At 24.1% G+C, this 16,699-nt stretch carries 17 protein-coding genes; 2 read left to right on the top strand and 15 right to left on the bottom strand.

The features are described 5' to 3' along the window. Positions 1 to 5: 5 nt before the first annotated feature. From BN346_RS11985 to rsgA, 7 genes are all read right to left on the bottom strand, one after another. A complete protein-coding gene (locus BN346_RS11985; protein WP_040328866.1) occupies positions 6 to 848 on the bottom strand; it encodes an STM4013/SEN3800 family hydrolase in 843 nt (280 codons plus the stop codon). A 5-nt stretch (positions 849 to 853) separates the two neighbouring features. Continuing rightward, on the bottom strand, positions 854 to 2,002 hold the full coding sequence (locus BN346_RS11980) for an STM4014 family protein (RefSeq protein ID WP_040328865.1): 1,149 nt from the start codon (positions 2,000 to 2,002) through the stop codon (positions 854 to 856). Between the two features lie 6 nt (positions 2,003 to 2,008). Next, positions 2,009 to 3,619 (bottom strand): STM4015 family protein, encoded by a 1,611-nt coding sequence (locus BN346_RS21175; RefSeq protein ID WP_081770998.1) that lies wholly within the window; start codon positions 3,617 to 3,619, stop codon positions 2,009 to 2,011. A gap of 32 nt (positions 3,620 to 3,651) precedes the next feature. After that, positions 3,652 to 4,398 carry a PHP domain-containing protein gene (locus tag BN346_RS11970; RefSeq protein WP_040328864.1) on the bottom strand — a complete coding sequence of 249 codons (747 nt, stop codon included), beginning with the start codon at positions 4,396 to 4,398 and terminating at the stop codon, positions 3,652 to 3,654. Positions 4,399 to 4,762: 364 nt separating this feature from the next. Then, entirely contained in the window at positions 4,763 to 5,503 is a 741-nt protein-coding gene (gene gpmA / locus BN346_RS11965; RefSeq protein WP_040328862.1) for a 2,3-diphosphoglycerate-dependent phosphoglycerate mutase, read from the bottom strand. 89 nt (positions 5,504 to 5,592) lie between these two features. Continuing rightward, a complete protein-coding gene (locus BN346_RS11960; RefSeq protein WP_040328861.1) occupies positions 5,593 to 6,318 on the bottom strand; it encodes a class I SAM-dependent methyltransferase in 726 nt (241 codons plus the stop codon). 167 nt (positions 6,319 to 6,485) lie between these two features. Beyond that, positions 6,486 to 7,547, bottom strand: coding sequence for a ribosome small subunit-dependent GTPase A (gene rsgA / locus BN346_RS11955; protein WP_040328860.1), 1,062 nt, complete (start codon positions 7,545 to 7,547; stop codon positions 6,486 to 6,488). 490 nt (positions 7,548 to 8,037) lie between these two features. On the opposite strand from rsgA, the gene BN346_RS11950 reads away from it, so the two are divergent. Then, positions 8,038 to 8,709, top strand: coding sequence for a class I SAM-dependent methyltransferase (locus BN346_RS11950; RefSeq protein ID WP_040328858.1), 672 nt, complete (start codon positions 8,038 to 8,040; stop codon positions 8,707 to 8,709). Positions 8,710 to 8,741: 32 nt separating this feature from the next. Here the strand turns inward: BN346_RS11950 and BN346_RS11945 are convergent, their stop codons facing one another. Next, the gene (locus BN346_RS11945) at positions 8,742 to 9,209 is read right to left on the bottom strand and encodes a chemotaxis protein CheX (RefSeq protein ID WP_040328857.1); all 468 of its coding nucleotides are present in this window, start codon (positions 9,207 to 9,209) and stop codon (positions 8,742 to 8,744) included. Further along, positions 9,191 to 10,066 carry a response regulator gene (locus BN346_RS11940; protein ID WP_040328856.1) on the bottom strand — a complete coding sequence of 292 codons (876 nt, stop codon included), beginning with the start codon at positions 10,064 to 10,066 and terminating at the stop codon, positions 9,191 to 9,193. Before BN346_RS11940 ends, BN346_RS11945 begins: the two co-directional genes overlap by 19 nt. 574 nt (positions 10,067 to 10,640) lie before the next feature. On the opposite strand from BN346_RS11940, the gene BN346_RS11935 reads away from it, so the two are divergent. Beyond that, complete coding sequence (locus BN346_RS11935; protein WP_040328855.1) at positions 10,641 to 10,907, top strand: DUF1294 domain-containing protein; 267 nt, start codon at positions 10,641 to 10,643, stop codon at positions 10,905 to 10,907. 55 nt (positions 10,908 to 10,962) lie between these two features. Here the strand turns inward: BN346_RS11935 and BN346_RS11930 are convergent, their stop codons facing one another. The 6 genes from BN346_RS11930 to BN346_RS11905 all read right to left on the bottom strand — a co-directional run bounded on the left by BN346_RS11930 (position 10,963) and on the right by BN346_RS11905 (position 16,688). After that, positions 10,963 to 13,020, bottom strand: coding sequence for a methyl-accepting chemotaxis protein (locus BN346_RS11930; RefSeq protein WP_051540355.1), 2,058 nt, complete (start codon positions 13,018 to 13,020; stop codon positions 10,963 to 10,965). Positions 13,021 to 13,352: 332 nt separating this feature from the next. Beyond that, positions 13,353 to 13,889, bottom strand: coding sequence for a GNAT family N-acetyltransferase (locus tag BN346_RS11925; RefSeq protein ID WP_040328853.1), 537 nt, complete (start codon positions 13,887 to 13,889; stop codon positions 13,353 to 13,355). Positions 13,890 to 13,975: 86 nt separating this feature from the next. Then, entirely contained in the window at positions 13,976 to 14,317 is a 342-nt protein-coding gene (locus BN346_RS11920; RefSeq protein WP_051540353.1) for an SdpI family protein, read from the bottom strand. A gap of 19 nt (positions 14,318 to 14,336) precedes the next feature. Continuing rightward, the gene (locus BN346_RS11915) at positions 14,337 to 14,870 is read right to left on the bottom strand and encodes a hypothetical protein (RefSeq protein ID WP_040328851.1); all 534 of its coding nucleotides are present in this window, start codon (positions 14,868 to 14,870) and stop codon (positions 14,337 to 14,339) included. Between the two features lie 146 nt (positions 14,871 to 15,016). Then, the gene (locus BN346_RS20605; RefSeq protein WP_051540351.1) at positions 15,017 to 15,562 is read right to left on the bottom strand and encodes a GNAT family N-acetyltransferase; all 546 of its coding nucleotides are present in this window, start codon (positions 15,560 to 15,562) and stop codon (positions 15,017 to 15,019) included. 79 nt (positions 15,563 to 15,641) lie between these two features. Further along, a complete protein-coding gene (locus tag BN346_RS11905; RefSeq protein WP_040328849.1) occupies positions 15,642 to 16,688 on the bottom strand; it encodes a MerR family transcriptional regulator in 1,047 nt (348 codons plus the stop codon). Positions 16,689 to 16,699 lie beyond the last annotated feature (11 nt).

Here is a 16,699-nt window from a genome sequence, read left to right as displayed (position 1 = left end):
AAATGTTATATATAAAAGTGTTTATAAGGAACTGTCCATACAACTTCATGTGCTAAATTATGACCTTCATATCCATCTTCACCATAGCAAGTTCCATGATCAGATGTAACTATACAAAATGTTTTATTTCTTTTTTTCATAAAATCAAATAATTTTTCTAATGATTTATCTACATATTCAAGAGCTTTTTCCTGACTTTCAACACAATCAAGTGTTGAACCTAATAATGTTCTTTTATTACTTTTATTATCATTGTCATATTTATCTAAATAAAAATAATTTGGACCATGTATAGCTGAAACATTTAAGAATAGAAAAACTCTTTCATTATTATCTAGTTTCTTTAATTTATCAATTGCAAAGTCAACTTGATTTTCTGTAGAATTCTTGTTGTTTACTGAAAATTTAGGATTCCAATAACTTTTCATAAACATATTAGGAATAGTACTACAAACCTCATTTATTTTACTAAAAAATATAACACCACCTATACAAATAGTTGTATATCCTTTGTTTTCAAGTGCTTTTATAAAATTCCCTTCTTTAAAAAGAAATGTGTTTTCCATATGAAAATCCTTAATCATTTGATTATCCATAAAAAACAAATTTTCTCTTTCATTTATTGGAACATATTCACTAGGACTTGGCAAGAAACCTGCAAAAAAGCTGTGATGTGCTGCATATGTAAAACTTCCTGGAGTTTGTCTTTTTTCAAAAGGACCATATTTCCCTAAAGTTTTTAAAATACCTTTTTCATATGCACTTTTAAATACATCATATCGTAGTGTGTCTAATGTTATAAAAAGAATATCATAGTCTCCAACAATTTCATTCATATTATAATTCATAAATTCTAACTCTCTCCCATTAATTTAATTTTTTCCACTGATTTGTCTATTTCTTTATAATATATATTTTTATTAGTTCCAATTAAATGATGAAGTAAATCTCCAAATGGATTAACATCAATTATATATGGTTTTCCATTTCTACTATTTACAACATCAATACCAGCTAAAAATGAATTATTAAAAACATTCATAACTGCTTCTGAAGCAATTTTTATTGTATTTAATTTTTCTTCATTTAAATATTCTATAGATTCTTTTCTTTCATTTTTTAAGTGAAGATTAGTAATTGGTGTTTTACTTAATCGCCCTAATAAATACTCAGATTTTTTATCTATAACTATTGATCTAGTATCAAAAGCCAATCCATTATATCTATCTTTCGGTATCCAAGTTTCTACATGTGCTCCATTTTCAAAAACCCAATTTATCAGTTTTTTTATAATATCTTTTTCTGTTGTACTATTAACCTTGTACCCACTATAAAAAATATTTTCTTCTTTTGAGTAATTTAGTGATGTGTGTATTTTTTCTTCATTAAATCTAGGATTATTGCTATATGCTATTACACCTTCACTACCTGAGCCACATCGTAGTTTTATAAAACATTTTATGTACTTATTTTCTACTTCCTCTCTAAATTCATTATAATTTTTATAGGATTTTAATCTTTTAGGTAAATAAAATTCTTTATTCATATATGAACTTTTTTCAAGCATATCATATGTTCTTTTCTTATCCATCATTATTAAACTTTCATTTATATCATTCATCATAAAAATATTTCTGTGTTCACTATTTTTAATTTGAAAATCTATATCTAAAAATACTTTTTCTATACCTTTATACCAATTTGACGGATCTATTATGGGACATTTTGAAAAATCTATATTATGGATTTTTCTTTCATCTAAATTATTTTCTTTTAATCCTATTTTTAGGAAGGACTTATATAAATATAAATCCTTCTCTGGTGGTTCTATTTTAACAATAGTTCCATTTTCTAAATACTTTTCTATTTCTCCTTGATTATTTATAATTTCTTGCCAAGTTAAAACATTATAATTATAAAATGATTTGTTTTTTAAGCAATTTAGAAAAACCTCTATTCTTTTTCCCTTTTCATCACCAATAATTAAAAATTTTGTATTCATAAGTATTTACTCTGTTATGAATGGTGATCTATATTCTTCATCCATATCATAAACATCTTCTTGGCTAGTTAAATATTTTATATTAAGCTTTTCTAGTTCATTTTCTAACTTCATTAATAAGTTTTCAGATATAAAATTGTATTCTATATTAAATTCCTTTAAATTTTTAAGCTTGTCTATATTTTCAATTATAATATTAGCACCTTTATCAGATAAAGTACCATAAGACATGTCTAAAACCTCTAAGCCCTCTAATATATTACTCTTAAATATTTCATTACAAATTTCATCTTGAATTTCACTGTTTTTAATTCCTAAATATTTAAGTTTAGGAAATCTTTCTCTTTGCATAAATGGTTTTAAATCTTCTATCTCTGCATCAAACCCGTAATTACTATCTCCAAGATATAATTCTAATTTTTCTAAATTAGGAATATCCGCATTAATTATATCTTGTATTGTTTTTTTATTAGTTCCTCCTGAAATAATTATAAGTTCTTTTAATGATTCACTTCTCATATTTTCGAACCTTAAATCATTTCCACCTTTAGCTGTAAATGACTTTAATTTCAATTCATTTACAAGTGGAGCAAGGTTTGTATTTACTATCCAAGATATTTCACATTCTTCACAGTCCATATCTCCAAAATACACACTTTCTAAACTTTTAAATTTATCTTTATTTTTAACTATAGTTTCAACTATTCCTGAAACTTCTGAATCATCTTCCCACGCATCTTCCCAATAGCCAATAATCAACTCTTTATTGTCATATGTATTATGTTTTTCTAAATATTTTTCTATTAAATCTGATATTTTATTGCCATCATCATATTCAGTAAAAAATTTTGTTGTACCCCTATTTAAGCATTCTAAATTATCCAAATTAAATTTTCTCACTTTTTCTTCCTCCTCTTGCTTCTTCATATATTCTATACTATTAAGTCTATTTTTTGCTATTTCAAGGCAATTATCGCACTCTATAACTTGCTCATAATAATTTTTAGCAATGTCTAAATCTTTTTCAATGCTTTTTCCATAGTAATAGATATCGCCTAAACTTCTAGCTGCACAAGAACTTCCAAGTTCAATAGCTTTACTATAATAAAGCATACCTTTTTCTAAATTCATTGGTTTTATTTTATCTATGTATATATCACCTAATAATGTATAGGACCACTCTACTTCTTTACATTTTAAGTCTTTTTCTTCATGTAACTTTATAAGGTTTTCTAACATTTCTATTGCTGGTTGAAAATCACCATTTTCTTCGAAAAGATACCCTAATCCATAAAAAGCAGATGCTTCTCCAGCATTTATAGCATCATTAAATAACTTTTTAGCTTTATTATCATCTTTATCAACACCTTGTCCATTATAATATAGCCATCCTAAGTTGCATAAAGCCTTTTTATTACCTAAACTTATAGCCATTTCATATAGAACTTTAGCTTTATCAAAGTTTTCATCTACTTCCATGCCATAATCATACAATTCACCAATTTCATTTATTGCACAATCATTATTTTTTTTAGCCTTTAATACTAATTTCTCATCAATTTTATTAATATCTTCACCTATTGTTTTTTCAATTAAATCTAATAGTTCTTTATTCATAAACTTCCTTTCTAAAATATAACAACTTATTTTTATATAATTTTATTTATTATATTTTCATAACATATATTTATATTTGCTATTTTTCTTTGTATATTTTTAAAATTTCCAACGTCCTTTGACCTATGAGCATCACTTCCAAATGAAAACTTTAAATTATCCATTTCATTTAAAAGCTTAATTTCACTTATATTAGGATGACAATGAAAATTATTTATCTCTATGACTGTATTATATTTTGTACATACTTTTCCAATAGATAAAACGTCTACAGGAAATTTGTCATTTATATGTGTAATTATATCTATGTTATATTTCTTTATAGAATTAATCATAGCTGTGGTATTAACATCTTTTATATGATTATATAAATCTTTATCTATATATTTTTCTATCCCTTCATGTCTTTTTAATAAGCTTCTTACTTCACTTAAATAAGATACATCTATTATGTCAAAGTGAAATCCAACTAACAATATATCTAATTTATTTATAATATTTTCACTTATATCTAAATCTCCATTTTCATTTATAATATTAGCTTCAATACCTAAAAGTATATTTACTTGATTTTTATATTTTTCTTTTAAAAAGTCTACTTGTGAATTAATCTTATCAAACTCTTTTATATCTATACCATAAGGTTTATATGCTGGTCCGTGATCTGTTATTGCTATAGTACTCATTCCATTATCTATTGCATATTTAATATTTTCTTCTATACTATTAATTCCATGACTAAATAATGTATGCGTATGATAATCATCAACTATCTTCATAATCTTACTCCCAATATTAATTAGATACTTTTTATAAAAACTTTAAATTTATCTAATTAATTACTTTAATTTTTAAAAACCTTATATTAATATTCGTGTATTTTTGTAAATTTTTAATACATTATTAAAATATTTGTAAGTTCGTTTATAATTTTTACAATCTTTTGTTTAATCACTATCCTAAGTCAAGTGGAATGAATTCCACCTGACTTATTAATTAATATTTTTCTTTTAGCTACAAAATTATTATTTCCCTTTGTATCTAAGATTTTAATCTTATCAAATTATGATTTAACTAAAACCTTTAAAGTAAAAAACACTTAGATAATTAAATTTCTAAGTGTTTTAACTAAGTTAATAATTTTTAAAGTACATCTATATATTTTGGAATTTCATCATTAGAAAGTTCTCCTTCTATTGATAAATAATAATGTTTTATAGGTTTTAAATTATCATCTAATTCATATATTAATGGAGTTCCAGTAGGGATATTTAAGTTTGCTATACCATCACTAGACATATCATCTAAATATCTTACTAAGGCTCTTAATGTGTTACCATGTGCTGATATAATAACGTTTTTGCCAGCCTTTATTTGTGGTGCTATTTCATTGTTCCACTCTTCTAGTACTCTTTTTTCTGTGTCTCCTAAATTTTCAGTAAGAGGTATTTCATCTTCACTTAAATGACTATATCTAAGTTCATTCCCTGCATATCTAGGATCGTCTTTTGTTAATTCTGGTGGATTTACGTCTACAAATCTTCTCCATTTTTGAACTTGTTCTTCTCCATATTTTTCTATAGTTTCATCTTTGTTCAATCCTTGAAGTGCTCCATAATGTCTTTCATTCAATCTCCAAGATTTATGTACCGGTATCCACATTAAATCCATTTCATGAAGTATAATCCAGAGTGTTCTTATAGATCGTTTTAAATAAGATGTATATGCTATATCAAATGTAAATCCATTTTGTTTTAATACAGCTCCAGCTTTTCTTGCTTCTATTAACCCCTTTTCTGATAAATCTACATCAGTCCAACCAGTAAATTTGTTTTGCATGTTCCAAAGACTTTGACCATGTCTTACAAGTACTAACTTTTTCATTTTTTAGTCTCCCTTCATAATACTTTGTAATAGTATTATGAAGATTTTGGGTTAAATATATACTAAAAAAGACAATGCAAAGATTGTCTTTAAGCTTTTTTACATCTTATTACTAAAGGCATTGATTTATCTTTATCAAATTCATTTTTATTAAACCCTCCAAATAACTCAATATCTTTAAATCCTATTCTTTCTAAACTAACAATAAGATCATCATAAGTTATAGGAAAAAGTTCCACACTATTAGAAAGTTCATTGTTATTTTCAATTTTAAGTATAGTATTGAACAATATTTTATCATCTTTTCTAACATATTTACGAATAAATTCTAATCCTTTTTCTTCATTTTTTATTGTTGGTAACCCATCTAAGTTCAAATTCAATACCTTATAATAATTGATAATTTGAATTACTAAAACACCATTACTTTCAAGTAAATTTTTCATTTCATTTAATGAGACTTCTATTTCATCTTTGTTATCCAAATGAACTAAAGAATTTCCTATACAAAATATTCCATTAAATTTATTATTGTAGCTCTTACTAAGATTTAATATATTACCCACTTTAAACTCTACTAACTCATTTTCAGTTCTAGATTTTTCTTTTGCTTTTTCTATCATCTTCTCATCTAAGTCTATTCCATTAACCTTATATCCTTCTTTACTTAAACCTATTGTATATTCTCCACTTCCACAAGCAACATCTAATATTGTATTGCCATTTTGAAAGCTTTCTTTTAAAAAGTCTAATGTAACACCTGACATAGGGAATATGTATTTATAGTAATTTGAGATTTCATCATAAAATTTCATTTTTAATTCCTCCATAGCTTTTACTTATATATATTATTACACTATTTCTAATATATATAAGTAACCCAGGTTACAATAAAATTTAAATATTTTCATACAAAAACAGGAATTATTTAATAATTCCTGTTCCTTTACTAACATTATTATCATTTGATATTTGAATAATTTCATTTTTTAACTAAATCTAATTCATTTTTATTATACTTATTTTTGCTACTTTTATTATTTCTAATATTCTCTTTACGTTTAGCAAATTCAATTTCCCTTTGAAGTTTTAAATAATTATTCCATCTTTCAATAGAAAGATTTCCATTTTCTAAGGCTTCCTTTACCTTACACCCTGGTTCGCTATCATGATGACAATTACTAAACTTACATTTAGATATAACTTCTTCAATGTCAGTAAAATTTTCATTAATTCCATCCTGTGCATTCCACATTCCTAATACTCTCATTCCCGGAGTATCTATTATCATACCACCATTTTTAAGAATAATAAGTTCTCTATGAGTTGTTGTATGTCTTCCTCTACTATCACATTCTCTAATACCACTTACTTTCATAATACTTTCACTAGCCATTAAATTTACGAGAGATGACTTTCCAACACCAGATGATCCTAGAAATACTATTGTTTTCATAGGTTTAATATATTCACTTAAATTTTCTATACCTTCTTTTGTAACTGAACTTATAGGAATAATTGGCACACCTATACATACATCTCTAATTCTTTCAATATAAGTTTCATAATCATTACATAAATCTAATTTTGTTAAAACAATTACTGGTGTAGCTCCACTTTCATAAGCTATAGTTAAATATCTTTCTATCCTTTTTATATTAAAATCATGATTAAGAGAAGTCATGATAAAAACATAATCAAAATTTGTAGCCACAACTTGCTCAGTTTCACTATCAGGATCTATTCTAGAAAATTTAGTTTTTCTTTCTAATACTTTATAAATTACATCTTCACCATATAAATTTCTTTTAACTAATACAAAATCTCCTACTGATGGATATATTTTATCTTCATCTTCATAAAAAAATACAGATCCTTTTAAAATTGCATTTTCTTCACCATATTCTGATATAATTTTATATTGACTTCTTTGAACTTCTATTACTCTTCCAACTATTAAGTCCTTTTCTTTCATATTATATAATTTAGTTTGATTCTTAAAAAACTCTGTATATCCATAATCTTCAATGCTTTTATTATTCATTTAATTCCTCCAAATTTCTATAAAAATTTTTTAAAATAAAAATTAAATTTTTCATAAAAACATCACTTCCTTTCTTTTTTCTAAAAAAAGGCGTAAAAATACCGTAGCATAACAACCTATAAAATTTGGTTATTACCTACGGAACAAAATAAGTATGTGCTTATTATATTCTTATTACATAGATATAAAAATTTTATGAAAGGTTATATCATCACGAAATATAACTTAAATCAAAATATATCTACAAGTTATATTTACGCCCATATTAAATTTTAAACTAAAATCACCTTTTTATTCATCATCATATAAATCAACTCCTTTCATAAACTTTCCATATTATTAATATTACCACACGATTATATTTTTTCAATATTTATAATGTTTTGTTAATAAAATGTTTTTAATATTGCTTTCTTAATATAAGTAATTTATTCTATAAGAAAACAAGTCCTAATTAGAATGTATTTATTAAGTTTTATGGAGGTTATTTATGTGTAAATACTCACCTACTATTTCATTTTGGAATAATATATTCCATAATAAAGTTCCTCAAAAAATAGAAAATATTATTATGCAAAATGATATTGAAGCTGCTATTAAATTTTTAACTACTGACTCAAAAGTAATTTTAGATTATGGTTGTGGAAGTGGTACTATGCTTTTAAGATGTGCTATACATAGTAATATAGAAAAATGTATTGGTATCGATATATCCAATGAAGCAATACTATTAGCAAGCAAAGCAGCTAAATATAATCATTTAGAACACAAATTTAGTCTTAAATGTGATGATTTAAGTTATTTAAGCACTTTAAATGAAAACTCTATTGATGGTTGTATATTATCTAATATTTTAGACAATGTAACTATCAATGATTGTGATAAAATTATGAGCTATATTAATAAAATAACAAAGCCTAATGGTAAAATTTTAATAAAACTTAATCCATACTTAAATGATAAAAAGTTAAATGAATATGGATTAACATTATTAAATGACAATTTATACATTGAAAAAGAAGGTATTTATTTAAGAAATTTAGACACATCAAAATGGAAAAGTCTAATAGAAAAATATTTTTCCATTATAAATTTTAAAGAAATTTATTTTCATGAATTTAATCAGTTTAATAGACTTTTTCTTCTATTTAATAAAAAATAGATAGCCAACCTTATTAGCTATCTATTTTCATACTATTTTTTTTCATTTTCTAAAGAAATATTAACTTCTATTGTAGCATCACTTACACCCATTTCAACACAAATAACTTTGTCTGAACTAGCATTTGATGTAAAGCTTCCTTGTATTAATGTTGGAGTAGATATATCTATGTTTATATTTTCATTTGCAAAATTTGTTGCCACATTTGCAGTTAACATATTAATAAGTTCTGAAATTGCACTTTGAGCTAACTCATCAAAGTCAGTAACTTCCATACCCATCATCATTCTAGAAGCAATTTTCTTAGCATCATCTATGCTCATTCCATATATAACATTTCCTTTAATATCTCCAATAAGTCCAATTATTACTACTACTCCAGGACTTTCTATAAATCTACCCTTTAAACTGATTCCTTTTTTATTAACATCGCCTAAACCTAACTGTGGAATAATATTGGCAAATGCTTGTAAAAATTGATTTATATATTTGACATCCACGTACTTTCACCTCTCTTAAAGCCTATATTTATAGAAAACTCCCCAAATTTAGTTTCTATATCTGCTGAATAATTACTTTCTAATTTTGCTTTTGATATATTAATTGATTCTCCATGAAGTGTTGTTGGTGGAGCAACTCTTAACCCAAATATTTTATTTCTTTTATTTATAATAGAACATGCATTTCCTGCAAACATATTTACTACTTCTGATATAACATTAAGTATTTCTTCTTCATCCTTTGGATCTCTTCTCAAAAGTTCTTTCACAAAATTTTCTGCCGTTTTAAATGACATATCGAAAATTACTCTTCCTGAGTACTTTCCTATAATACCCATAATTATTGAAATACCTTCAATTTCTCTACCTTTATCAATATTACATTCATTTTTAAATTCAGGAATTGTTTTAGTTAATCTATTAAATATATTAAGCATAGCTTCTTTAAAAACTTCAACATATATTTTATCTAGTTCTAAATATAAGTCTTCATCTGCTACCACCCTATTTATAAGTAATGATAATTCTTCTGAATCCACAGGTTTTTGAATATAACCAGATATATTATTATTCTTAGCTTTTTTTATAAGTTCATCATCCATCATTGAACTAACAATTATAACCTTAATATTACTATCAATATCATGTATTGCTTTAGTACATTCAAATCCATCTGTTCCAGGAAGTGTCATATCCATAGTCACTAAATCTGGTTTTAATTCATTAGTTTTTTCAATAACCTCTTTTAAAGATTGTGCATCTCCAACTACATTAAAACCATTTTCTACTAGCGTATCGCTTAATAAAGCAATTTGAAAAGGTGAATCATCAACGATTAATATTTTAATATCTTTCATAATATATCTATCCCTTCAACTTATTATTAATATTATACTAAATTTACAGTTTTTAAACTATACAGTTTTTATTACTACATAATGCTTTATATTTTATCTATTAATATTATATTTAATATTTCTATTTTTTTCAACAAATTTCAACATTTTTTAACATTATTCAAATCTTTTTAATTTTCTATATATAGGTTTTCAATTTCAAAATAATCCTTTTATCAAATATTAATTACAAAACTATAGTTTATGATCAGTATAATATTTAGAATTAATTTACAATTAAAAATTATTCTTACTAACCATAGTTTTAAATTAATTGGATCTACAATTTTAAGATTTACTTCTAATTTTATATTATTAATTAAAATACTGCTTCAAATTACATATTAAAATTATGAATTAATCAATATATAAAACTAAAATATTAGGTTGAAACCTTATAATCTTAAAATTTAAGTTGTAATACTTCATTTAAATACTTAGACCCACTTGAGAATTTTAGTTAATGTTATAAACTTTTTACTTTTATTTGATATAATTATATATATTTCAATACATTATATAAAGGAGTAACTTTATGATTAAATACCTTATGTTATATATTCTTTTTATCAATATTATTTCTTTTTTTATTATGTTAATAGATAAAAGAAAAGCTATTAATAAAAAATGGAGAGTACGTGAATCTTCCCTTATAACTTTTGCTTTACTAGGTGGATGTATTGGTATGCTTTTGAGTATGTATTTATTTAGACATAAAACAAAACATCCTAAATTTTATATTGGTGTTCCATTAATATTAATAATTCATTTAATATTACTTTTTGTTTTTATTTCAAATTAATTTTTTAAAATAAACCAATAATAAAAATTTATTATTGGTTTATTTTCTAATGTTTTTACATTTTAAAAGCTTTTAATGCTTCTTTTAATGCTTCAGAAAGTACAATTAATTCTTCTGCATTAGATGTAACTACTTCAAAAGCTTGTAATTGTTCTTCAGCTGATGATGTAACTTCTTCTGATAATGTAGCAACTTGTTGTGACACTAAAGATACCTTTTCTATAGAATTGCTAACTTCTTCTTTATTATTTCCTATAGTATAAATTTCAGAATTTATTTCTTTTGTTATTACTATCATTGATTCTAAAACTTCACTCATTTTACTAATAGATTCTTCCATTTCATCAAATGCTGATGATTGTTTATTATTAACTTCATAGGATTCATCTATAGAAATCTTAGTTTTATCTACTATTGCATCTATTCCATTTATTATATTTTGAATATCTTTAGTTGCTTCACCTGTTTGTTCTGAAAGACTTCTTATTTCATCTGCAACTACAGCAAATCCTTTACCTGCTTCACCTGCTCTTGCAGCTTCAATTGATGCATTTAATGCTAATAAATTAGTTTGTTCTGATATTCCATTTATAGATAAAACCATAGATGAAATATTTTTCATCTCGTCTATAAGTTTTTCTACTGTTTCTTGAACTGCTGTAAAGCTCTTAACAGATTGTATTCCTGATTCTTTTAAGAATGTAACTTTTTCATTACTATCTTTTATAGCACAAATTATATTTCCACTACTTTGTTCCATATTGTTATTTTTCAAACTTAAAACTTCTATTCTTTCTCCAAGTTCTTTTGTTTTTTCATTAGTATCATTAACATCTTCTGCTTGTGATATTGTTCCCTCTGATATCTCTTGCATAGAATTTTTAATTTCTAAATTTGATGCGGCAACTTCTTCTGTAACAGCACTTAAATTGCTTGATGATTGATCTATTTTATTAACAGCCTCTAAAACATTTCCTATAAGCCCTCCCAAGTTATCAATCATTTTATTTACATTTATAGATAATTGTCCAATTTCATCATTTGATTTTGTATTTTCAGATTTTGAACTTAAATCTCCATTTGCAACTTTATCTACAATGGCTGTAATTTCCTTTATTGGTTTAGCTATTACTTTACTTAAAATAACAATTATAATAAGTCCTAATAGTACAAATAATGCTGACATTGAAAGTATTTTAACATTTATTGATTTAACTGGTGCCATTATATCACTAGTTTTGCCACCTGAAAAAACAACCCAGTTTAATCCATTAACTTTAGAATATGCAGCCATAAGTTTAGAACCTTCATATGTATACTCAATAATACCATTATCTACTTCTGGATTTTGTACTATAGTATCTAATTCTGCAACTCCATATGGTTCTGATACTAATTCTTTATTATGGTGATAAACTACATTTCCATTAGTATCTAATATATAATTATAAAAATTTTCTTGTTCAAATTGATTTATACTATTTCCAAAATCCTCTACTTCTATAGAAATAGTAGTAATACCAATAACTTTATCTGTACCTTTTTCAAAAAGAGGTAATGTTGCTCCTGTTACTAAATTTCCTGTTACTTTTGATTTAGTAGTATCTATAATTGATGGAGCCTTAGTTTCTTTAGTTCTTTTAAAGTATGCTCTATCTGAAAACGATGTTCCTATAGAATCTGGAGACGAACTAGCTATTATGTTTCCATTTATGTCTATAATATGAGTCCTTTGAACTTTTTCTTTTTTTGAATTGTATTCTTCCATCTTTGTAGTTATTTTTTGTTGTAAAGTTTTAAACTCAGATGTATTATTTTTACCTTCTGCTGACATTTTCAATAATGTATCTATATCATCATCATTTTGATATATCAACAGCCCATTTTGTTCTTTTTCTATTATTCCTTGAATACTTTCCGATGTTCCCTTAGCATTAGAAATAAAGTTGTCTATAGTTGATTTTTCTATAGCTTTTTCACTTAAATTACTAGATACTAAAGTAAGCATAGCTGTAGTAAATATAAGAATTATACCTACTGTAAAAGAAATTCTTCCTTGAATCGTAGATTTTAAAGGATTTTTTAAAGGTTTTTTTAAAAATTTAACTTTCACTTTACTTACCTTCCTTCTGAAATTTATTGTTTATTGTAAATTTATTATCGTATTCATTATTTTCAAACTTTATATAATATGATTTAAACTTTATGAAGTATTTGTTAACATATATACGCTTTTCCCATTCTAAAATATTAATTATGTCGAATCTTTTAAAAACTTCTATTTACAAATACAACTAAATATTCTTTTGTAATGTTTTTTATAATTTCTTTATTTCTATTTCCTGGAAAATATTTCATTTAATACTCATATTCTTAGTTTTTATATAAAAAAACAAACTACATTTAAACTAGTGTAGTTTGCTCACATATCTACTTTATTAAATTTTATTTTTCATTAAATTCTTCAATTAAAATTGAATAATTTAATCTATCCCATCGTTTTCCTAAGAAATAAACAGCTTTTCTCTCTATTCCCTCTAATTTAAATCCATTCTTTTCTAAACATTTTTGAGCTGATTTATTTTGTTCAAGTGTGTCAGCAGTTACTCTTTCCATTCCAATATGCTTAAATCCATAATTTAAAATAAGTTTTATGGCTTCACTACCATATCCTTTCCCTCTATATTCTAGTTTAGAGAATCCTAACCCAATAGAGCACACTCTATTTCTCCAATCTATATCTTGTAAAGCTATATCTCCTATAATCGTTCCATCTAAAAGAAAAACTCCAATTCTCACATGTTCCTTACCTTGACATTTTTGAATTTCATCAAACCATAAATCAGAATTAGAAACTGACTTTCCAATATTTAATGGCTCTACCATATTTCCATAGTCATATTCAAAATCCTCATATAATTTTCTACAATCTTCTTTTTCAAGCGCTCCTAGATATATATTTTCTCCCATCAATTTTAACATAACTTATACATACATATTAAGATATTCTGAGTTATCTTAATTTACCTCCCTCTATATACTTTCAAATTCTCTATAATTCTTTTAGTTTATTTAAACTTATTTTTAAGTTCATTTTCTATTATTGGTATTGGAATAATTAAAAATACTATTCCTAAAAACACATTAATAAGACTTAAATATTCTTCTGATATAGGCTTTATAAGTTTAATAATAACAATACAAATACATAAAATTACACCTAATATGAAATATATTTTAGATGCTCTTTTATGTGCATAAATCCATGTTTCCTTTGATTTCATTGAAAGTGAAGTTCTATATCCATGAAAATTGTTTATTTCTTTGGGATAATTATTTTTATATGATATACCAATAACTATCATACTCAATGGTATAAGTAGATCTATTATCCAAAAAAATTTTTCCAAAATATTTCAACTCACCTATTTAATAGTTATTTAAAACTATATTCCACTCTTGTTGAAATTTTGACTTTATAAAATTTGAATAACTATCATTTTTATTTATTAAATTTTCATTTCTAATTTCATTTATAATTATATTGCTAATATTTTTAAGTTTTTCTCCACTTAATTCTGAATATCTTTCTATTATTAATTTCCCTTTGTTTTCATACTCCAAAAGTTTTTCATATATATCTTCTATTTTCTCTACTTTATTTATAGGTATATTTCCTTCACTAACAAAAGTATATTTTATATTTTGAGGATTAACTTTAAATCCTACATTATAACATTCATATAGGTATCCTGTTTTTCCTTTATATATATCATATAAAGCATTATTATAATATTCTGTATATATAGGTGTATCACTATATTCTTTAAATCCATAAGTATAAAAATTATTTTTTATCATATAAAAAGTTGCTATAACTTCATTAGTTGTAACATATACAAAATCATTTTTAGGACTTAAATTTCTTAAATCTTTCATCAAACTACCATGAAAATATTTCATATTATATTCCTCCATATTCAAAGTTATAATGTTAACTTAAATATGTTGTTTCATTTACATTCTAATCCAAAATGATAAGTGCCTAATATAAGTATTTGAGATTTCATAAATTTTCCCCCTATTTTTGCTTTTTAAAGTATTATACATTATATTACAATATTATACAAATAATTGAAAATATTATTATCAAGCTTAAAAGTTATACTATCATAATATTTTCCATTTACCTTTAACAAGTCAACATCTCTATTAATTTCTTTAAATCCAAGTTTTAATGCTAATTTTATCATTCTTTCATTTCCAGACCAAGTTTCAGTATACACTTCATTTGTAATATTACTCAAAATATATTTTATAAACTTTAATAACGCTTCATATCCTAATCCTTTTCCCCTATTTTCTTTGTTAATTATATCAATGCCTACAGCTAATTTTTCTTTATCACCATTTATATAATATGAACTAACTCTTCCAATATGTTTTCCTTCTTTAGATTCTATTTCAAAATGTGTTTTTATCTTAGGTGTATTTTGTACTTCTTTTATTATGCATTGTTTTATTTTTTCTAAATTAATTTCTTCATCTTTTTCCCATGGTGCATCATAATCTTTCCACTCTGTATTTACCGTATACCAATCTATATAATCATCAATATCTTTTAAATTCCTATCTCTTAAAATTAAATTATTCATAAATATTTACTCCCCATAAAAATATTAAAAATTTTCTTTATATTAAAATTAAATAAAAGCTTGTTAATTAACCCTAAAATTAAATAATTTCAATTACATACATAAATCTATCTATTTTCTTATATCTTAATTTTTTATTAAACTTTTTAAAATGTATTTCTAAAGTATCTACATAAGAATAGTATTCATCTTTTATTTCATATATTTCTTCTTCATTTAATGTCTCTAATAGTTTTTCTTCCTCACTTTTATTTTTAAACATTAAATCCCCTATAATTATTTTCCCATTATCTTTTAAAACTCTCATCATCTCATCTATAGCTATTATTTTTTCCTCTTCATTTAAATGATGAAAAGCATAAGTTGATACTATAACATCAAAGCTTTTGTCACCATATGGAATTTTTAAAAATTCTCCTAATCTAACTTTTAATTTAGGATATTTTGATTTAGCTATATTAAGCATTTCTCTAGATTGATCTATTCCTACTATATCATAATTATTTTTTAAAAATTTTCCACTTAAATTTGCTGTTCCTACTCCTATTTCTAATATAGTACAGTCCTCTTTCTCATTTTCAATAGCTAATTTATAAACTTTTTCTAAAATCATCTCATAATTTTCATATATTTTTATAGCACCTCTATTTTCTAATACAGAAATATCATAAGTTTTAGCCCAATTATCAAAGTTCCATTTATCACTCCAATTATTTTTAACATAATTTATATTATTTGCATTTTCTATTACTGTTTGTATATCTACTTTGGCATTTAAAATTTCTTCTTCATATAAATTGTCTAAGACTTTTTCTAAAGCACTTCTAATTACCGTTAATCTTTGAATTTCATTATTAACTATTTCCCACTGATTATTAAAATGATTTAAAAAGTTACTTGTGCTACTATTCTTTAAAATATCTTTTATTTCTTTAATAGACAAACCAACTGACCTATATAAAAGTATTGATTGAAGTTTAATTATATCTTCATTATTAAATTTTCTATATTCATTGTCCTCATTTCTTATAAGATTTAATAACCCTTTTTTTTCATAATATCTAATTTTGTTAGTTGTTATATTAAACATTTTAGCAATTTCACTAATGTTATAATTATTGTTCATTTTCTTATCAC

Source organism: Clostridium ihumii AP5 (genome assembly GCF_000612845.1).
Classification (GTDB): Bacteria; Bacillota; Clostridia; order Clostridiales; family Clostridiaceae; genus Clostridium_J; species Clostridium_J ihumii.
The sequence above is the reverse complement of the archived record's forward strand: the minus strand, read 5'-3'. Positions and strand labels throughout refer to the sequence as shown.